This window comes from Telluria sp. ZT3P26 (assembly GCF_059686035.1).
Map to the genome: position 1 here is coordinate 368,800 of NZ_JCASII010000001.1, position 18,538 is coordinate 387,337.

Consider the following 18,538-nt stretch of genomic DNA (forward strand, 5'->3'; position numbering starts at 1 on the left):
TCCGGCGTGCATTCGCGGCCGTTGCCATTCCCGCTATCCCCCTTCTGATGTCTTTCGTGCGGCTCCCGGGCCGGCTTGCGCACGCTTGCACCATTCCCCCGCCAGCGACGCTTGCCGTTACAATAGTGGCTACTTATCAATCCTCCAATATTCCAGGAAACAAAATGGTCGCTCTCTCCAAAACGATTTTCAAGGCCTACGATATTCGCGGCATTATTGACAAGACCCTGGACGCCGGTATCGCGCGTCATATCGGTCGTGCATTCGGGGCCGCCGCGCTGGCCAAGGGAGAGAGCAAGGTCGTCATCGGCCGCGATGGTCGCCTGTCCGGCCCCGAACTGGCCGGCGCATTGAGCGAAGGCCTGCGTGACGCCGGCGTCGACGTGATCGACCTGGGCATGGTTGCCACGCCGATGGTCTATTTCGGCACCAATGTGCTCGACACCCGCTCGGGCATCATGGTCACCGGCAGCCACAACCCGCCTGACTACAACGGCTTCAAGATGGTCCTGGCTGGCGAAGCCATCTACGGCGACGCCATCACCGGCCTGCACGACAGCATCGCTGCGTATGACGGCGCGATCGCGGCGCAGCGCGGCGGCTACAGCACGCACGACATCCGCGCCGCTTACCTCGAGCGCATCATCGGCGACGTCAAGCTGGCGCGCCCGATCAAGATCGCGGTCGACTGCGGCAACGGCGTGGCCGGTGCGTTCGCGGGCGACCTGTATCGCGGCATGGGCGCCGACGTGGTCGAGCTGTTCTGCGACGTCGATGGCACCTTCCCGAACCACCATCCTGACCCGGCGCACCCGGAAAACCTGCAAGACCTGATCCGCGCGCTGCAAGAGACCGACGCTGAAATCGGCCTGGCCTTCGACGGCGACGGTGACCGTCTCGGCATCGTCACCAAGGATGGCCAGATCATCTTCCCGGACCGCCAGATGATGCTGTTCGCGGCCGACGTGCTGTCGCGCGTGCCGGGCGGCGAGATCCTGTATGACGTCAAGTGCACGCGCCACCTCGCGCCATACATCGAGCAGCATGGCGGCAAGCCGCTGATGTGGAAGACCGGCCACTCGCTGGTCAAGGCCAAGCTGAAGGAAACCGGTGCGCCGCTGGGCGGCGAGATGAGCGGCCATATCTTCTTCAAGGAACGCTGGTACGGTTTCGACGACGGCATGTATGCCGGCGCGCGCATGCTCGAAATCCTGACCAAGCAGCAGGATCCGTCGGCGCTGCTCAACAGCCTGCCAATGGCCAGCAGCACCCCGGAACTGCACCTGCAGCTGCAAGAGGGCGAGAACTTCACGCTGATCGACCACCTGCGCGCCAACGCCACGTTCCCGACGTCCGAAAAAATCAACGACATCGACGGCCTGCGCGTCGAGTACGCCGATGGCTTCGGCCTGGCCCGTTCGTCGAACACGACGCCGGTCGTCGTGCTGCGCTTCGAAGGCGAGTCGCCGGAAGCACTGGCGCGCATCCAGGCCGAGTTCAAGACCGTGATCCTGGCTGCCAAGCCGGATGCCGACCTGCCGTTCTGAGGGCAGTCGCTTGAAGATCCTGCTCGTGCGCGTGTCGTCGCTGGGCGACGTGCTGCATAACCTGCCGATGGTGGCCGACCTGCTGCGCGAGCATCCGGGCGCCACGATCGACTGGGTGGTCGAAGAGGGCTACGTGAGCCTCGTGCGCCTGAATCCCCATGTGCGCAAGATCATCCCATGGGCGCTGCGCCGCTGGCGCAAGAGCCTGGGCAAGAAAGAAACGCGGGCCGAAATCAGCGCGTTCTTCCGCACGCTGCGCGAAGACGAATACGACTATGTGTTCGACACCCAGGGTCTGCTCAAGACCGGCATTATCATGGGCGCGGCGCGCGTGTGCAAGGGCGGCAAAAAAGTCGGCCTGGCCAACGGCAGCGAAGGCTCCGGATATGAAGGCATCTCGCGCATCTTCCATACCGACAGCATCCCGCTGAATCCGCGCACGCATGCCGTGGCGCGCGGGCGCATGGTCGCGGGCGCTGCGCTCGATTACAGCGTCGATTCGGCCCCCGAGTTCGGGTTGCCGGCGCCAACGCCAGCCACGCGGCCGGCGTTCCTGCCGCACGACGACTATGCGGTCTTCTTCCATGGCACGGCGCGCGCGGCCAAGAAGTGGGCGGATGCCAACTGGATCGCACTGGGTGCGGCGCTTGCACCGATGCCGGTGCTGCTGCCATGGGGCTCGCAGTCTGAACACGAGGATGCCCAGGCGCTGGCGGCAGCGATCCCCAATGCGCGCGTGCTGCCAAAACTGTCGATGATGGACGCGGTATTGCTGGCCCAGCATGCGCGCCTTGCGGTGGGCGTCGACACGGGCCTGACCCATATCGCCGCCGCCTTCGTGCGGCCGACGATCGAAATCTACTGCGATTCGCCGAAGTGGAAGACCGAGGGTAACTGGTCCGATAGCATCGTCAACCTGGGCGACCTGGGCGCGCCGCCGTCAAGCGCTGACGTTATCGCGGCCGCACGGCGCCTGCTGGCGCCGGCATGACATGAACCGCACGCTGTACTCAGGTCTCTGGTGGGTGGCCATGCCGGTGGTGCTGGGCCGGTTGTGGTGGCGCGGCCGCAAGGAACCGGGCTACCGCGCGCATTGGGATGAACGTCTGTCCCTTGGCGGCCCTGCGGCCGGCGGGCGGCCCACGATCATCGTGCATGCGGTGTCGGTGGGCGAAACGCGCGCCAGCGAGCCGCTGATCGATGCGCTGCTGCTGGCCTGGCCCGAGTGCCGCATCCTGCTGACCCACATGACCCCGACCGGCCGCGCCACCGGGCGTGACCTGTTTGCGCACCACGGCGAGCGCGTCGTGCAGGCCTACCTGCCGTACGACACCGGCTGGATGACGGCGCGCTTCCTGCGCCACCATCGTCCTCGCGCCGTCATCCTGATGGAGACCGAGGTCTGGCCGAACCTGATCCACGCTTGCACGCGCCAGGGCGTGCCGATCGTGCTGGCCAATGCACGCCTGTCCGAACGTTCGCTCAAGCGGGGCCGCAAGGCCGGCGCCGTGATGCTGGAGGCGGCGCGCTCGTTCACGCTGGTGGCGGCGCAGACCGACGCCGATGCGGCGCGCATTGCCTCGCTGGGCGCGCCGAACGTCGTCGTCACCGGCAGTGTCAAGTTCGACATCGTGCCGCCACCGAGCGCGCTGGAGAAGGGCGCCTGGCTGCGCACGCGCATCGATGGCGCGGCGCAGCGGCCGGTGTTCCTGTGCGCGAGTACGCGCGAAGGCGAAGAGGCACTGATCCTGGAAGCATGGCGGCAGAACCGCGACAAACCGCAGCACGCGTTGCTGTTGCTGGTACCACGTCATCCGCAGCGCTTCGACGATGTGGCGAAGCTGGTCGAGGCAAGCGGCCTGACGCTCGCGCGCCGCTCGCAGCTGGATGGTGACAACGCCGCCGCGATTGATACTGATGTCCTGCTGGGCGACTCGATGGGCGAGATGTTCGCCTATTACGCCGCCTGCGACTGCGCCTACATCGGCGGCAGCCTGCTGCCGCTGGGTGGCCAGAACCTGATCGAAGCCTGCGCACTGGGCAAGCCGGTGCTGGTGGGCGAACACACATTCAACTTTCTGGACGCGACGATCGACGCGGTTGACGGTGGCGCCGCGTTGCGCGTTCCGGACGCCGCTGCGCTCGTCAATGAGGCCGCGCGGCTGCTGCAGGACGATGCGGCGCGCGCGGCGATGGGCGCGAGGGCGCTGGCTTTCGCCGGCCGCCACCGCGGCGCGACCCTGCGCACTGTTGAACTCGTGCAACGGCTATTTGGGTAGGTTTTGTTACCATTCCCATCTGCACGCTACAAAACTAAAAGGGGATGCGCCATGTTGTCAATGAATCGCGCGACACCAGGCAGTGATGGTGAGCCAGTGTCTCTTCGGGTTCAGGAAGGGGCAGTCGACACGCTGGGGACGATCCTGGGCTCAGGCCTGGCCGACCACGCGCCGGCAAAGCAGCAGACGGCAAGCGTGCTGCCGCTCGATGCACTGCATTTTTTCGTCCGCTATTCGCTGGCCGAATACGTCAGCTTCATGTGGCAGCACGGGGGCTTCCTGATCCGCCGCCGGCGCGTGCGCTGGCCTGCCAGCTTCCTGCTGCGCCTGCGCAGTACGCTGAGTGCGGGGCTGAACTTCGTGCTGCTCGGGCGTGGGCGCCGCACCTACGAATTCACCATCGACGCCCACGGCATCGTGCGCACCAGTGGCGGCGTGACGCTGATCGAATGGGCCGACGTGGCGTCCGTGCGTACCTACTCGCGCGGCTTCATGATGGTGCTCAAACGGGGCACGCTGCCGATCCCGTTTCGCTGCCTGTCGCAGCAGCAGACCGCCACCATGCGCGATCTGGCAGCAGCGCGCCATGCATTGAGCCTGCACTAAGCTGGCGCTGACCGGCATTCTCCCGGCAGGCCAGCGGCCTGCCTACTCGTCAAACAATACCGGCATCTGGTGCGACTGCTTGCGCAGCGCCAGGCGCGCACCATCGTAATCCGGATACACCTCCGCCACCGTCGCCCAGAATGCCGGGCTGTGGTTCATCTCGCGCAGGTGCGCCAGTTCGTGCGCGACCACGTAGTCGATCAACGCCAGCGGGTAATGAATCAGGCGCCAGTTCAGGCGAATGCTCCCGCCCACCGTGCACGAACCCCAGCGTGAACCGGCCGACGACAGCGTGCAGGTTGTATAGCGCACGTTCAGGCGCGGCGCGTAGTGGTCCAGGCGTTCGGTGAACACCCGTTTTGCCTCGGCCTGGAACCACAGCTTGACCCGTTCCTTGAGCTGCCATTCGGCCAGTCCGGGCACCACGCCGATCGCCAGTTCGCGCGTCGCTTCGTCGAAGCGGCAATGGCTGCGCGTGGCCGGTTCGAGCCGCAGCGTGATCTCGCCACCCATGAATGGCAGCAGGGCGCCGTCGACCCAGACGACCGGCGCGCGTTGCTGGCGCAGTTCACGCCGCTCGCCGCGTTCGAGCAGCTTGGTGATGATCCAGCGGCTCTTGGCGCGCAGCGCGTTCTCGATGTCGTCCTGCGTCACGCGGCGGGGCGCTGTCACGCGCAGGCCGTCGTCGTCGATCATGAAGCCGATCGAGCGCCGCGACGAACGGCGCAGCGCATAATCAACGTAATGCTGGCCGAGCGCGATGCGTTTGAGGGGAGGATCTTGCGGGCCGACGGGCGGCGAAGGAAGCCTGGTGCGGGGTGGCGCCGGCGGCGCCTTGAACAATGGCTGGGACGGCGGCGCCGGCCTGTCGGAAGGCTTGAGCGCCGCAAAGAATTCTTGTGCAAACAGTTCGAGCTGGTCGCCGTCGATCTTCGACGACGCCGCCGTTTGCTGCGGACGCGAATTCCTGATCTGGGTGCTAACGTCGCTCAACCACCTTTGTAGGCGTGGGGCGAAATGACGCGCATTTCCGATTCTATCCAATTTTCTACCTCTTGCATCAAGCTGTCAGGGGTATGGCCTTGCGGCGATATCGGTTTGCCGATCGACACCGTGATCGTTCCGGGCCGTTTGATGAACGAATTCTTGGGCCAGCACTCGCCCGAATTATGCGCGATTGGTACCACCACTGCCTGGGTCTCGACCGCCAGGCGCGCTCCGCCGCTCTTGTACTTGCCCTTGCGGCCCACCGGGATGCGCGTACCTTCCGGGAACATGATAATCCACTGGCCGTCGGCCAGGCGGCGTTTACCGTGACGCACCACGTGCGAGAACGCGTTCTTGCCCTGCTTGCGGTCGATCGGGATCATGCGCAGCAAACCCATGGCCCAGCCGAAGAACGGGATGTACAGGATTTCCTTCTTGAAGACGTAGACCAGGGGACGGGTCAGGTTCGGCAGCAAAAAGATGGTTTCCCACGCCGACTGGTGCTTCGAGAGCACGATGGCCGGCGCGTCGGGCAGGTTGTCGTAGCCCTTGAATTCGTAGCGGATGCCGCAGATGACGCGCGCGCACCAGATGATGAAGACGTTCCAGCGCGAGGTGAACCAGAAGCGCTGGTTGTACGGCAGGGGGGCGGCCAGGAAGCACAGTGAAGCCCAGATGATCGTCGCCACCATCATGACGATCGTGAACAGCAGGGAACGCAGAAACAGACTGAAATTACGCAAAGGGGCTCCGGACAAAACGATCTGGTTGTTCTTATCGTGGTGGTGTATTGATTATGACGCCTGGGCAGCGCCAGCACCAGTGGCGCTGGTGGGCTTGAGCAGGGCGCTGACCATCGCGGCCAGGTCCGGGTAGACCCTGGTGCCGGGCGGCAGGCCACCGGTCATCTGGGTGCGCTCGCCCTTGCCGGTCAGGACCAGATAGGGCGTGCAGCCACGGTTGAAGCCCGCCTGCAGGTCGCGCAGCGAGTCGCCCACCGTGGGCACGCCTTTCAGGTTGATCTTGAAGCGCTTGCCGATTTCTTCGAACATGCCCGACTTGGGCTTGCGGCAGTCGCAGGCATCGAGCGCCGCGTGCGGACAAAAGAAGATGGCGTCGATGTCGGCGCCCACCAGCTGCGCCGCCGCGTGCATCTTGGCGTGGATGGCGTTGAGCGTGGCGATGTCGAACAGGCCGCGCGCAATGCCCGACTGGTTCGTGGCCAGCACCACCCGATAGCCTGCCTGGTTCAGGCGGGCGATGGCCTCGAGCGAGCCGGGGATCGGGACCCACTCGGCCGGCGACTTGATGAAGTCGGGCGAGTCGTGGTTGATCACGCCGTCCCGGTCGAGAATGATGAGTTTCATCGGGGGTGCCTGCATGCCGTGCTTACGTTGCCAGCTTCGAGATGTCGGCCACGCGGTTCATCATGCCGTGCAACGACGCCAGCAACGCCAGGCGGTTGTTGCGCAGCGCAATGTCGTCGGCCATCACCATCACGTCGTTGAAGAACGCGTCGACCGGCTCGCGCAGCTCTGCCAGCGTCTTGAGCGTGCCGGCAAAGTCGCCTGACGCAAACGCCGCATCGACGGCCGGCTGCACGCGCGTGACGGCAGCGGCCAGGTCTTTCTCGGCCTGGTCCTGCAGCAGGGCCGGATCGACCGCGCCGGCTTGCGCCAGCGCTTCCTCGTTCTTCTTGAGGATGTTGGTGATGCGCTTGTTGGCGGCGGCGAGCGAGGCGGCTTCGGGCAGCGCGGCGAAGGCCTGCACGGCTTCCAGGCGCTGCACGACGTCGTCGACGCGGTCCGGGTTCTGGGCCAGCACGGCTTCGACTTCGTTCGGCGAGAAGCCGCGATCGCGCAGCAGGCCGCGCAGGCGGTCGAGCATGAAGGCCGTGACCTCCGCGCTCGGATCCTTGAACGCCGGCTGGTCGGCAAACGTCGTGACCGCGTCGCGCAGCATGTCGGACAGTTCGAGCGGCAGGCGCTTTTCGACCAGCATGCGCATGATGCCCAGCGCGTGGCGGCGCAGCGCGAACGGGTCTTTTTCGCCCGTTGGCTGCAGGCCGATGGCCCAGATGCCCACCAGCGTTTCGAGCTTGTCGGCCAGTGCGACGGCCAGGCCGGTATCGGTGGTCGGCAAGGTGTCGCCGGCAAAGCGCGGCTGGTAGTGCTCGGACGCCGCGCGCGCCACTTCATCGTGCTCGCCATCGTGGCGCGCGTAGTACGTGCCCATGATGCCTTGCAGTTCCGGGAACTCGCCGACCATGTCGGTGAGCAGGTCGGCCTTCGACAGGCGCGCGCCGCGTTCGGCGAGCGAGGCGTCAAAGCCCAGGCGCGTGGCGATGTACATGGCCAGCTTGGTCACGCGCTCGCTGCGTTCGGCCTGCGAGCCCAGTTTGTTGTGGTACACGACGTTGCTGAGCGCCGGCAGGCGCGACTCGAGCGTTTTCTTTTTATCCTGCTCGAAGAAGAACTTGGCGTCCGACAGGCGCGGGCGCACGACGCGCTCGTTGCCGCCGACGATCGCGGTCGGGTCGTCGGTGGCGATGTTCGACACGATCAGAAAGCGCGAACGCAGCTTGCCATCGACATCCGTCAGCGCGAAGTATTTCTGGTTCGTCTGCATCGTCAGGATCAGGCATTCCTGCGGCACGGCCAGGAATTCTTCTTCGAAGCGGCATTCGTAGACGACCGGCCATTCGACCAGGGCCGCAACTTCATCGAGCAGCGACTCGGGCATCAGGACCTGGTCGGCGCCGGCCTGCTCCAGCAGCTGGGCGCGGATGCTGTCCTTGCGCGCCTGCGGCGACGTGATGACCTTGCCCTCAGTTTCCAGCGTGTTCGCGTACTGATCGGCATGCGCAATCGTGATCGCGCCGCCATGCGACAGGAAGCGGTGGCCGGCGGTCTCGCGGCCAGCGGTCAAGCCAAGCAACGTCAGTGGCAGTACCTGCTCGCCGTGCAGCGCGAGCAGGCGGTGCACCGGGCGCACGAACTGCACGGTGTCGCCGTTCGGGCGCTGGTAGCTCATGAGTTTCGGGATCGGCAGCTTGTTCACTGCATCCTGCAGCACGTCCTGCAGCGCGCCGGTGAGCGCACTGCCGGCGGCGGTGTAGGTGTAGAAGAAGCTTTCGGTCTTGCCGTCCGGGGCGCGTTCGAGCTGGTCGATCGTCAGGTCGGGAAAGCCCAGTGCGGCCAGCTTCTTGGCCAGCGGCGCACTCGGGTTGCCTTCCTTGTCCAGGGCTACCGTCACCGGCAGCACTTTTTCACGGATCGCTTTATCAGGCGAGGTGTCGCGCACATTGGTGATCGAGACGGCCAGACGGCGCGGCGTGGCGTGGGTGGTGACGACGCTGTCGGCTTCGAGGAAGTCGCGCGTCTTGAGGCCATTCGCGATGCCGGCGGCAAAGGCGGCGCCCAGCTTGACGAGCGCCTTCGGCGGCAGTTCTTCGGTCTGCAGTTCGACGAGGAGTGTTTGGTTCATGGTCTGTTCTGTTCTTTTCAGGCTGCGGCTTGGTCAGCGGCTGGTTCGGCTGGCTTGGCTTGTGGTGCCATCGGGAAGCCCAGCTTTTCGCGCGAGTCGTAATACGCTTGCGCCACCAGGCGCGACAGCGTGCGCACGCGGCCGATGTAGGCGGCGCGCTCGGTCACGGAAATCGCGCCGCGCGCGTCCAGCAGGTTGAAGCTGTGCGAGGCCTTCATGATCTGCTCGTAGGCCGGCAGCGTGAGCGCCAGTTCGACCAGGCGCTTGGCTTCCGATTCGTGGTTCGCAAATGCCTGGAACAGCATCTCGGTGTTGGAGTGTTCGAAGTTGTAGGTCGACTGCTCGACCTCGTTCTGGTGGAACACGTCGCCGTAGCTCAGGGACTTGGTCTTGCCGTCTTCCTGCCACTCGGTCCAGACCAGGTCGTACACGTTCTCGACGCCCTGCAGGTACATGGCCAGGCGCTCGATGCCGTACGTGATCTCGCCCAGCACCGGCTTGCAATCAAGGCCGCCCACTTGCTGGAAGTAGGTGAACTGCGTGACTTCCATGCCGTTGAGCCAGACTTCCCAGCCCAGGCCCCAGGCGCCCAGCGTCGGGCTTTCCCAGTCATCCTCGACAAAGCGCACGTCGTTCTTCTTCAGGTCCAGGCCCAGTGCCTCGAGCGAACCGAGATACAGGTCGAGGATATTCTCTGGCGCGGGTTTGAGCGCTACCTGGAACTGGTAATAGTGCTGGAGGCGGTTCGGGTTCTCGCCGTAACGGCCATCCTTCGGACGGCGCGATGGCTGCACATAGGCGGCGCGCCAGGGCTCCGGGCCGATCGCGCGCAGGAAGGTACCTGTGTGGAAGGTGCCGGCGCCGACTTCCATGTCGTAGGGCTGGAGCAGTGCGCAACCCTGTTTGTCCCAGTAGGACTGCAGGGTGAGGATGATTTGCTGGAATGTGAGCATGTCGAGTGGAACGCGGCCCGTGGACCGTGAACGCGGTATATTTGCCAAATGGCCAATTCTACTGAATTTTTCGTACCCTCTGGGAAGGGATTTGGGCGGGGTGGGCGGCAATGCCGTCCACCTTACGCTTTCTTGCGCAGATAACGCCGCCCGGCAAACCACGCGCCAAGCAGCATGCATGCCCCCAGCAGCAGGAACGACGCGCTCCCCAGGCGAATGAACGGCGTCATGCCGGTCGCGCCGCGCACGGTGGCGGCAAGCACGCCGTCCGTGTAGAAGGGCAGTGCATGCGTGAGATTGCCGCGGCGGTCGATGATGGCGGTGGCACCGTCGTTGGTCGCGCGCAGCATCGGGCGGCCCGTCTCCAGCGTGCGCATGCGCGAAATCTGCAGGTGCTGCGGGATCGCCACCGAGTGGCCGTACCACGACAGGTTCGACACGTTCAGCAGCAGGGTCGCCGGTTGCGGCGCGTTGCGCAGCTGGTAGGCGATTTCTTCGCCGAACACGTCTTCGTAGCAGATATTCGGCAGCACCAGCTGGTCCTTGACGGCGAACGGCGCCTGCAGCGCCGCGCCACGCGTGGCGTCGTTCAGCGGAATGTCGAGCATGTCCGTCACCCAGCGGAAGCCCGGCGGGATGAATTCACCGAACGGCACCAGGTGCGCCTTGTCATAGCGGTACACGGTGGCCTGGGGCTGCGGCGTCAGCGTGACGAGGCTGTTGCCGTATTTGCCCGGACCGTCGAGCAGCGGCATGCCGATGGCCAGCGTGCTGCCGCTGGTGGTGGCATAGCGCTGCAGACCGGCCAGGTAACCGTCGGGCAGGTGCTGCGGGAAGGTCGGGATCGCTGTTTCGGGCGTGGCGATCAGGTCGGCCGGTGCCGCCGTGATCAAGCCCTGGTAGCGCGTGAGGATACTGTTCAAGAATTCGGCGTCGAACTTGCGGTCTTGCGCGATATTGCCTTGCAACAGGCGCACGCTGATCGGCTGGCCGACATCCTGCGTCCATTCGACAGTGCGCAGGCCGGCGCCGCCCAGCAGCAGGGCGGCCATTAATCCAATTGCCGGCCAGCGCGCGCGCTGGGTCAGCATCGCGAGGCACCCGGCAATGATGCCCACGACGATGCCCATGCCATACACGCCGATCAGCGGCGCGTAACCCGCCAGCGGTGCGAGATCATGTGCGTAGCCCGACGAGGCCCACGGAAAGCCGGTAAACACCCAGCCGCGCAGCCATTCCGACACGCCCCAGGTCACGGGCAGCACCAGCAGCAGGAACGCGGCCACCGGCAGCGACCAGCGGCGGCGCAGCCAGGTGGCCACGCCCGCCGTGAAGGCGCCCCACAGGCCCATGTACAGGCACAGCAGCGTCAAGCCTAACACCGCCAGCACGGCCGGCAAGTGGGCGAAATCGGTCATGAAGACGTACAGCCAGTGCACGCCGGCCAGCGTCCAGCCAAAGCCGAAGGCCCAGCCGATCAGCGTGGCGCGCTTGACGGACGGGCTCATGCCGACCTGATAGAACAGCCACGCCAGCGACAGAAATTGCAGCGGCCACCAGCCCACCGGCTGGAATGACAGGAGGGACGAGGCGCCGGCGAGTGCAGCGCCCAGCAGCAGCAGGGCCGAGGGCTTGTTGGCGCGCAGCGCCGGGACCGGCGCTGCGGCTGGAGAGGTACGGCGACGCAGCATCAGTCGTGTTCGTCGTCCGCCAATGGCAGTTTTTCGACCAGCAGGACGTGGATCTGGCGCGCGTCGGCGCGCAACACTTCGAAGCGTACACCGTGCAGATCGACCACTTCGCCCTTGTGGGGCATGTGGCCGAGGTGGCTGGCGACCAGGCCGCCGACCGTGTCGACGTCGTCGTCCGGCAGGTTGGTGCCGACTTCGTCGTTGAACTGTTCGATCTCGGTCAGCGCCTTGACGCGCCAGCGCGGGCCGAGCTGGCCTTCGCGGATCGAGATCACGTTGTCTTCTTCTTCGTCGAAATCGTACTCGTCTTCGATGTCGCCGACGATCTGCTCGAGCACGTCTTCAATCGTGATCAGGCCGGCCACGCCGGAATACTCGTCGACCACGATCGCCATGTGATTGTGGTTGGCGCGGAAGTCGCGCAGCAACACGTTCAGGCGTTTCGATTCGGGAATGAACACGGCCGGGCGCAGTTTGGTGCGCACGTCGAACGATTCTTCGGCGTAATAGCGCAGCAAATCCTTGGCCAGCAGGATGCCCACGACTTTGTCGCGTTCGCCTTCGATGGCGGGGAAGCGGGAGTGGGCGGTCTCGAGCACGTAGGGCATCCATTCTTCAATGGGCTTCGTGATATCGATCACGTCCATCTGGGAACGGGGCACCATGATGTCGCGCGCGGACAGGTCGGACACCTGGAACACGCCTTCGATCATCGACAGGGCGTCGGCATCGAGAAGGTTGCGTTCGTGGGCGTCGTGCAGCACTTCAAGCAGCTCTGCGCGGTTTTCAGGCTCGGGGGAGATGAATGCGGTCAACCTTTCCAGCAGGGACCGATGGGGTTTGGCGTCCGGACGGACGTCACTGGGATACTCGGGCATAGTTGGCGAGAAGCCGTTGTTACGATGGGCGTAGGATACACCAAAAGGCACATTGCCTGTTTTTGATGCAGGCGTGCGGCCTGAGCGGCAAGTGCGCCGCCGCTCGGGCCAACCTGATTTTACTCAGTCTGCATACGGATCCGGGAACCCCAGCACTTCCATGATGTCGCGCTCGAACTGTTCCATTTCTTCGGCATCGTCATCATTGTCGTGGTCCCAGCCCTGCGCATGCAGCACGCCGTGCACGACCAGGTGCGCCGTGTGTTCCTCGACGGTTTTCTTTTGCTCGTCGGCTTCGCGCTGCAGCACGTCGGTGCACAGGACGATGTCGGCCTTGACCGGATCGTCCTCGGCCAGGTCTTCATCTTCGTTGTAGGCGAAGGTGAGAACGTTGGTTGCGTAATCCTTGCCCCGGTACGCGAGGTTCAGCGCCTGGCCTTCGGCCGCGTCGACAAAGCGCAGGGTCAGTTCGGCCGGGCCGAGCAGGGCAGACTCGACCCAGGTGCGCAGGGTAGCCTCGGGCAGCAGGCTTTCCAGGCGCGGGTCAGCGAACTGCACCTCGAGGTCAAGCGGATGTTTTTTTTCTTGCATTTTTCACCGGGATCGGTTTGGGGAGATCGGCCAGTTCCTGCACCGAATTGTCGGATTCGTAGGCATCGATGATGCGCCCGACCAGCGGGTGACGCACCACGTCCACGCTCGAGAACTGGGAAAAGGCGATGCCGCGCACATCCCTGAGCACGTGCATGGCGTCGACCAGGCCGCTGCGCTGGTTCTTGTGCAGGTCGACCTGGGTCACGTCGCCCGTGATCACGGCCTTGCTGCCAAAGCCGATACGGGTCAGGAACATCTTCATCTGTTCGACGGTCGTGTTCTGCGCCTCATCGAGGATGACGAACGCGTGGTTCAGCGTGCGTCCGCGCATGTACGCCAGCGGGGCGATCTCGATCACCTGCTTTTCGAACAGCTTTTGCGTGCGGTCGAAACCGAGCAGGTCGTACAGCGCATCGTACAGCGGGCGCAGGTACGGGTCGACCTTTTGCGCCAGGTCGCCCGGCAGGAAGCCCAGGCGCTCGCCCGCTTCGACTGCCGGACGGGTCAGGATGATGCGCTTGACGGCGTCGCGTTCGAGCGCGTCCACCGCGCAGGCCACGGCCAGGTAGGTCTTGCCGGTGCCGGCCGGACCCACACCGAAGGCGATGTCGTGGTTCAGCACATCGTTGAGGTACTGGATCTGGTGCGGCGTGCGTCCGCGCAGGTCGCTGCGGCGGGTTTTCAGGGCCGGGCTGTCGACGTCGTTCGGGGCGACGTCGTCCTGTGCCATGTCAGGCACGGCCTTGATCGCCTTGACGCCCTTGATGGCGCGCGGCTCGCCGCCGGGCGCGTCGAGGCTGCGCGGCTTGATGCCGGCGCGCTGCTCGACCAGGGCCAGCTGCACTTCTTCGATCGGCACGACCTTGTTGGCGACCGCATAGAAGCGTTCGAGCAATTCGACGGCACGATCGGCGTTGTCGCCGTTGACGATGAATTTCTCGCCACGGCGAAACACGGTCACGTCGAGCGCGGCCGAGATCTGGCGCAGGTTTTCATCGAGCGGACCGCACAGGTGGGCAAGCCGCGTGTTGTCGAGCGGCTCAGGAATGAAGTACGAGGGCTGGGTTGGCTGTGTTTTCAACTGGCGATGGCAATCGTATCAAGGTTGGCGACGAGTTCGCCGCGCAAATAATAATCGTGGCTGGCGCTGATGCGCACGTCGACCAGTTGGCCGATGAGCTGGACATTGGTCGCATCCACGGGGAACAGGACGACGCGGTTGTTCTCGGCGCGCCCCTGGAGCTGGGTCGGATCTTTCTTGGCATACCCTTCGACCAGCACACGTTGCACGGTGCCGACCATGGCGGCGCTGTGCTTGCGGGTGTTGGCGTCGATCAGGGCTTGCAGGCGCTGCAGGCGCGCCAGCTTGACCTCGTGCGGCGTGTCGTCTTCCAGGTTCGCGGCCGGCGTGCCGGGACGCTTGCTGAAGATGAAGCTGAAGCTGTTGTCGAAATTGACGTCGGCCACCAGTTTCATCATGGCTTCGAAGTCGGCCTCGGTCTCGCCGGGAAAGCCCACGATGAAGTCGGACGAGAACGTGATGCCGGGACGCACCGCGCGGATGCGGCGGATGATCGACTTGTATTCGAGGCCCGTGTAGCCGCGCTTCATGGCCGACAGGATCCGGTCCGAGCCATGCTGCACCGGCAGGTACAGGTGGTTCACCAGTTGCGGGATCTTGGCGTAGGCATCGATCAGGCGCTGGCTGAATTCCTTCGGGTGGCTGGTGACGAAGCGCAGGCGCTCGACACCGGGGATTTCGGCGATGTATTCGAGCAGCAGCGCGAAATCGGCGATCTCGCCGTTTTCCATGGTGCCCCGGAACGCATTCACGTTCTGGCCCAGCAGCATGATTTCCTTGACGCCTTGCGCGGCCAGGCCCGCGACCTCGGTCAGCACGTCCTCGAAGCGGCGCGAGACTTCTTCGCCGCGCGTGTACGGCACGACGCAGTAGCTGCAGTACTTGCTGCAGCCTTCCATGATCGACACATACGCCACCGGGCCGTCGACCTTGGCCGGCGGCAGGTGGTCGAACTTTTCGATCTCGGGGAAGGCGATGTCGACCTGGGCGACACCGGACGCGCGCCGGTCGCTGATCAGCTTGGGCAGGCGGTGCAGCGTCTGCGGGCCGAACACGACATCGACGAACGGCGCGCGCTTGATAATGGCCTGGCCTTCTTGCGACGCAACGCAGCCGCCCACGCCAATGACGAGGTCGGGCTTGTTGCGTTTGAGTTCACGCAGGCGGCCAAGATCGGAGAACACTTTCTCTTGGGCTTTTTCACGGATCGAACACGTGTTGAGCAGGATGACGTCCGCGTCTTCCGGCTTGTCGGTACGTACCAACCCGTCCGAGGCGCCAAGGACATCGACCATCTTGTCCGAGTCGTACTCGTTCATCTGGCAACCGAAGGTTTTGATAAAGACTTTTTTCTGCATGGAGAGGGTAGTTGGGGACGAATTACGGCGCCGACAAGGCTGGGCGACCAGTTTACCGTAATTCGGTATTGGCCCGATAAAAACACCGGAAGGCGAAAACGAATAATGCCGAAAGGAATGTCTAATTTCTTTACTTCAAGTAATTATCGTTTTATTTACAATGTTAAATGTCCGCTAGCGAACATACTTTATTTTTGGCGCACAGTGGTGCTGCGTGCACGAAGTATTTCTCTATGTAAATCAATGAGTTCCGTGATCATTCTGATTGGAAAAATTTATCAGGGAAATCTCTTGCGTGCGCCACAATGTGGCCCCATGTGCTGAAATGCAAACGTGACAAGCTTTCCATCCGTTAGCTTGATTTCTGACAAGGAGTCACGTGCGCGGGGTCGGCATCGGCCTGGCGCGCGCAGCGATAATTTGTTTGAAAGACAAGTGCGTACGCGGAAACCACGTGGCGCACTGCAGGACCGGAATTCTTAAGGAACTACTCAGATTCGCCCTGTTTAATTCCTGAACACGTTCCGGGAACTTTAGTTGAGGATATGTTGTCTTTAACTAAGGTTCATAAGGGAACTATCTTAACCAACTCGTGAGGAATATCATGGCACAACAACATCACGCTCTGTCGTCGCAAGAGAGTTACAACCCGAACCATCTGCTCGACATCCTTCTTGGCAAGATGCAGCTGAAGAACGATGCTGCGCTGTCGCGCATGCTCGAGGTGGCGCCGCCCGTGATCAGCAAGATTCGTCACCATCGTCTGCCAGTCGGCGCGTCGCTGCTGATCCGCATGCACGAAGTCACGGGCATGAGCATCCGCGACCTGCGTGACCTGATGGGCGATCGCCGCACCAAGTATCGTCTGTCGGATGCACAAGGCCGTCCGAAGCCAGAAGAGAAAGCGGCAGCCGCTGCAGCAGCAGCCGCCCAGCAGGCCGGCCAGCCGGCACAGGGCCAGGCGAACCAGACGGGCGACGTGACGCCAAAGACCGGTAATTATGCGCACTGACATCGTGGGCATGGCAGACGTGTCTGTCATGCCTGTGTTGTTGGCGTGCCGCGGCGCCGCCTGAGTGGCGCCGCGCAGCAAGTCCCCCCGTACGATCTGATTCCGTCCTGCGGCTTACGCCAACAGGATGGCGGTCATCTCTTCAAACTGCAGCTCCGTTTCGCGGAACACCTGCAACCACGCTTCCTCGGATAATCCCAGCGCCGTCCAGGCGACATTCGACACGGTCGGCACCACTTCGTGCGCATAGCCCGCCAGATCGAGCGCATGCGCCACGGCCTTGGCCACGTGCACGATGGTCGCCAGGAACCCCGCACCCGGCATTTCGGGCTGGCCATAGAACGCGATGGCCTGGCGCAGCGTGTCCGAGAACTGCCAGTGCTCGGCCAGCGCCCGGCCTGCCAGCAAATGGTCGACACCCAGCATGGCGCGCTCCGTCTCGAGCAGGTCGCCATCGACACGTTCGCATTCGCGCAGGACAGCATCGTATTGCTCGGGGTAACGCGTCACCAGCACCAGACGCCCGATGCCGTGCAGCAGGCCGGCCGTGAATGCCACGTCCTGATTGAAGTGCATATGGCGCGCCAGTACCCGCGCGCACGCGGCCGTGGCGATCGACAGGCGCCAGAACGCCTTGTGGTCGAACGCCGGACAGCGGCCGCCCGGGAAGCAGCCCGTGATCGATGCCGCCAGGATCAGGTTGCGCGTGGCCTGAACGCCAAGAAATGTCATGGCCTGATGGATCGTCGTGACCTTGACCTGCAGGCCGAGGGCCGACGAGTTGGCCAGGCGCAGCGTCTTGGCCGTCAGGGCCTGGTCCAGGGCGACCTTTTTTGCCAGCACAGCCAGGTCGGCGTCTTCCTGGTCGATGCTGCCCAGCAGTTCCATCACGACGGCGGGCAGCGAGGGCAGGTCGTCCAGGCCGGACGTCAGTTCATCGAGCGTCATGGCGCCACCTGCCGCTCGAGCCGGTAATCCTCGACGTAACGGCGCAGCAGGTTGCCGGCCCAGTCGCTGTCGTCGTCGCGGTCGTGGCGGCGAAACACGATGTCCAGCCGCGCCTGCACCGCCGCGGCGTCCGGCGCGCGATGCGCTTCGACGCGCGCCACCGGCACCATGTCGATCTGATGGCGCCCGAACGAGGCAATGATCGCCTCGGTCAAGACCGTGCCTTTGGCCAGCAGCACCAGGCCGTGGCTGTCGAGCAGTTCGTCCGACAGCACCATGCCCGGTAAGGTGCTGGCCACCGGGACCAGCGCATGATCGTCGCTCATAGTTTCCTCCATTCAATATTCAAGAGATGGTATCACCGGTGTGCATGCACTTCACGGTGGCGATGGAATATGTCGCTTCCATGCCGCAGTGCGCCCGGTGGAGCGCTGCGACAAAATGTTGTAGGCTCTTGCCATCATTTTTATTCTGTCAGGAGCCCTGTGAAACTCTACTTCAGCCCCGGCGCCTGCTCGCTCGTGCCGCGTATCGCCCTGATTGTCGCCGGCTTGCCCTTTGAAAGCGAGCACGTGAGCCTGCGTACCAAGCTGACCGCAGGCGGCGACGATTTCCGCACCATCAATCCGAAAGGCTACGTGCCGGCGCTGGCGCTGGACGATGGCCGCGTGCTTACCGAAAGCCAGGTCATCCTCCAATACGTGGCTGACCAGACCCCGGACAGCGCACTGGCTCCCGCCAACGGCACCGTCGAACGGTATGCGTTGATGGAATGGCTGGCGTGGACATCGACCGAGCTGCACAAGCGCTTTTCGCCCATCTTTGCACCGGGCGCGCCGAAAGAGGCCAAGGACACAGCCTGGGCTGGGCTGGCGGCGCCACTGACGTATGTGGCGGGCCAGATCGGCGACGATGGCTACCTGACCGGGGAGCGCTTCACCGTGGCCGATGCCTACCTGTTCACGGTCCTGAACTGGGTGGGGTTTACCAGCTTCTCGCTGGACAGCTGGCCGGCATTGCAGGCCTATCAGGCGCGCATCAAGGCGCTGCCTGCGGTGCAGGAGGCACTGCGCCAGGAAGGGCTGCAATAGCATGCGGGCAGGGGCCGACACAGCATT

General features: G+C 64.1%; 18 protein-coding genes. 6 read left to right on the forward strand and 12 right to left on the reverse strand.

Going from position 1 to position 18,538, the window contains the following annotated elements; genetic code table 11:
• Window positions 1-164 precede the first annotated feature (164 nt).
• The 4 genes from AC56LN_RS01690 to AC56LN_RS01705 all read left to right on the forward strand — a co-directional run bounded on the left by AC56LN_RS01690 (window position 165) and on the right by AC56LN_RS01705 (window position 4,432).
• A complete protein-coding gene (locus tag AC56LN_RS01690) occupies window positions 165-1,547 on the forward strand; it encodes a phosphomannomutase/phosphoglucomutase (RefSeq protein WP_499569617.1) in 1,383 nt (460 codons plus the stop codon).
• A gap of 10 nt (window positions 1,548-1,557) precedes the next feature.
• A complete protein-coding gene (gene waaC, locus AC56LN_RS01695; RefSeq protein ID WP_499569619.1) occupies window positions 1,558-2,538 on the forward strand; it encodes a lipopolysaccharide heptosyltransferase I in 981 nt (326 codons plus the stop codon).
• 1 nt (window position 2,539) lies between these two features.
• Window positions 2,540-3,826, forward strand: a complete 1,287-nt coding sequence (waaA, locus tag AC56LN_RS01700; protein WP_499569621.1) for a lipid IV(A) 3-deoxy-D-manno-octulosonic acid transferase — start codon at window positions 2,540-2,542, stop codon at window positions 3,824-3,826.
• 96 nt (window positions 3,827-3,922) lie between these two features.
• Window positions 3,923-4,432, forward strand: coding sequence for a YcxB family protein (locus AC56LN_RS01705; protein WP_499569623.1), 510 nt, complete (start codon window positions 3,923-3,925; stop codon window positions 4,430-4,432).
• A gap of 42 nt (window positions 4,433-4,474) precedes the next feature.
• On the opposite strand, the gene AC56LN_RS01710 is transcribed toward AC56LN_RS01705, so the two are convergent.
• From AC56LN_RS01710 to miaB, 10 genes are all read right to left on the reverse strand, one after another.
• Window positions 4,475-5,425: a M48 family metallopeptidase gene (locus AC56LN_RS01710; protein WP_499569624.1), complete on the reverse strand. Its 951-nt coding sequence runs from the start codon at window positions 5,423-5,425 to the stop codon at window positions 4,475-4,477.
• On the reverse strand, window positions 5,422-6,162 hold the full coding sequence (locus AC56LN_RS01715) for a lysophospholipid acyltransferase family protein (protein ID WP_482900123.1): 741 nt from the start codon (window positions 6,160-6,162) through the stop codon (window positions 5,422-5,424). Before AC56LN_RS01715 ends, AC56LN_RS01710 begins: the two co-directional genes overlap by 4 nt.
• Before the next feature lie 51 nt (window positions 6,163-6,213).
• Complete coding sequence (gmhB, locus tag AC56LN_RS01720) at window positions 6,214-6,786, reverse strand: D-glycero-beta-D-manno-heptose 1,7-bisphosphate 7-phosphatase (protein WP_499569626.1); 573 nt, start codon at window positions 6,784-6,786, stop codon at window positions 6,214-6,216.
• Between the two features lie 22 nt (window positions 6,787-6,808).
• A complete protein-coding gene (glyS, locus tag AC56LN_RS01725) occupies window positions 6,809-8,905 on the reverse strand; it encodes a glycine--tRNA ligase subunit beta (RefSeq protein ID WP_499569627.1) in 2,097 nt (698 codons plus the stop codon).
• A 17-nt stretch (window positions 8,906-8,922) separates the two neighbouring features.
• Window positions 8,923-9,858, reverse strand: coding sequence for a glycine--tRNA ligase subunit alpha (glyQ, locus tag AC56LN_RS01730; protein ID WP_258835627.1), 936 nt, complete (start codon window positions 9,856-9,858; stop codon window positions 8,923-8,925).
• A gap of 122 nt (window positions 9,859-9,980) precedes the next feature.
• Window positions 9,981-11,549: an apolipoprotein N-acyltransferase gene (gene lnt / locus AC56LN_RS01735; RefSeq protein ID WP_499569628.1), complete on the reverse strand. Its 1,569-nt coding sequence runs from the start codon at window positions 11,547-11,549 to the stop codon at window positions 9,981-9,983.
• On the reverse strand, window positions 11,549-12,427 hold the full coding sequence (locus AC56LN_RS01740; protein WP_183556338.1) for a CorC family transporter: 879 nt from the start codon (window positions 12,425-12,427) through the stop codon (window positions 11,549-11,551). The genes lnt and AC56LN_RS01740 overlap by 1 nt, the downstream gene beginning before the upstream one ends.
• A 123-nt stretch (window positions 12,428-12,550) precedes the next feature.
• Window positions 12,551-13,018, reverse strand: a complete 468-nt coding sequence (gene ybeY, locus AC56LN_RS01745) for an rRNA maturation RNase YbeY (RefSeq protein ID WP_499569629.1) — start codon at window positions 13,016-13,018, stop codon at window positions 12,551-12,553.
• Window positions 12,993-14,102, reverse strand: a complete 1,110-nt coding sequence (locus AC56LN_RS01750; protein ID WP_499569630.1) for a PhoH family protein — start codon at window positions 14,100-14,102, stop codon at window positions 12,993-12,995. Before AC56LN_RS01750 ends, ybeY begins: the two co-directional genes overlap by 26 nt.
• The gene (gene miaB, locus AC56LN_RS01755) at window positions 14,099-15,460 is read right to left on the reverse strand and encodes a tRNA (N6-isopentenyl adenosine(37)-C2)-methylthiotransferase MiaB (protein ID WP_499569631.1); all 1,362 of its coding nucleotides are present in this window, start codon (window positions 15,458-15,460) and stop codon (window positions 14,099-14,101) included. Before miaB ends, AC56LN_RS01750 begins: the two co-directional genes overlap by 4 nt.
• A gap of 604 nt (window positions 15,461-16,064) precedes the next feature.
• Between miaB and AC56LN_RS01760 the strand changes: the two genes are divergently transcribed.
• Complete coding sequence (locus tag AC56LN_RS01760) at window positions 16,065-16,472, forward strand: hypothetical protein (RefSeq protein ID WP_482900115.1); 408 nt, start codon at window positions 16,065-16,067, stop codon at window positions 16,470-16,472.
• A 114-nt stretch (window positions 16,473-16,586) separates the two neighbouring features.
• On the opposite strand, the gene AC56LN_RS01765 is transcribed toward AC56LN_RS01760, so the two are convergent.
• Together AC56LN_RS01765 and AC56LN_RS01770 are read right to left on the reverse strand one after the other, a co-directional pair.
• Window positions 16,587-17,420 carry an HDOD domain-containing protein gene (locus tag AC56LN_RS01765; RefSeq protein ID WP_499569633.1) on the reverse strand — a complete coding sequence of 278 codons (834 nt, stop codon included), beginning with the start codon at window positions 17,418-17,420 and terminating at the stop codon, window positions 16,587-16,589.
• Window positions 17,417-17,746: a hypothetical protein gene (locus tag AC56LN_RS01770; protein WP_499569635.1), complete on the reverse strand. Its 330-nt coding sequence runs from the start codon at window positions 17,744-17,746 to the stop codon at window positions 17,417-17,419. Before AC56LN_RS01770 ends, AC56LN_RS01765 begins: the two co-directional genes overlap by 4 nt.
• A 159-nt stretch (window positions 17,747-17,905) precedes the next feature.
• On the opposite strand from AC56LN_RS01770, the gene gstA reads away from it, so the two are divergent.
• Window positions 17,906-18,511: a glutathione transferase GstA gene (gstA, locus tag AC56LN_RS01775; RefSeq protein ID WP_499569636.1), complete on the forward strand. Its 606-nt coding sequence runs from the start codon at window positions 17,906-17,908 to the stop codon at window positions 18,509-18,511.
• The last annotated feature ends 27 nt before the right edge of the window (window positions 18,512-18,538 follow it).

Bases quoted from the DNA above. Each gene is read 5' to 3' on its own strand.
- miaB (WP_499569631.1), bottom strand. From the start codon at position 15,460: ATGCAGAAAAAAGTCTTTATCAAAACCTTCGGTTGCCAGATGAACGAG.
- AC56LN_RS01740 (WP_183556338.1), bottom strand. From the start codon at position 12,427: ATGCCCGAGTATCCCAGTGACGTCCGTCCGGACGCCAAACCCCATCGG.
- lnt (WP_499569628.1), bottom strand. From the start codon at position 11,549: ATGCTGCGTCGCCGTACCTCTCCAGCCGCAGCGCCGGTCCCGGCGCTG.
- ybeY (WP_499569629.1), bottom strand. From the start codon at position 13,018: ATGCAAGAAAAAAAACATCCGCTTGACCTCGAGGTGCAGTTCGCTGAC.
- AC56LN_RS01760 (WP_482900115.1), top strand. From the start codon at position 16,065: ATGGCACAACAACATCACGCTCTGTCGTCGCAAGAGAGTTACAACCCG.
- glyS (WP_499569627.1), bottom strand. From the start codon at position 8,905: ATGAACCAAACACTCCTCGTCGAACTGCAGACCGAAGAACTGCCGCCG.
- AC56LN_RS01770 (WP_499569635.1), bottom strand. From the start codon at position 17,746: ATGAGCGACGATCATGCGCTGGTCCCGGTGGCCAGCACCTTACCGGGC.
- gmhB (WP_499569626.1), bottom strand. From the start codon at position 6,786: ATGAAACTCATCATTCTCGACCGGGACGGCGTGATCAACCACGACTCG.
- AC56LN_RS01765 (WP_499569633.1), bottom strand. From the start codon at position 17,420: ATGACGCTCGATGAACTGACGTCCGGCCTGGACGACCTGCCCTCGCTG.
- glyQ (WP_258835627.1), bottom strand. From the start codon at position 9,858: ATGCTCACATTCCAGCAAATCATCCTCACCCTGCAGTCCTACTGGGAC.
- AC56LN_RS01690 (WP_499569617.1), top strand. From the start codon at position 165: ATGGTCGCTCTCTCCAAAACGATTTTCAAGGCCTACGATATTCGCGGC.
- waaA (WP_499569621.1), top strand. From the start codon at position 2,540: ATGAACCGCACGCTGTACTCAGGTCTCTGGTGGGTGGCCATGCCGGTG.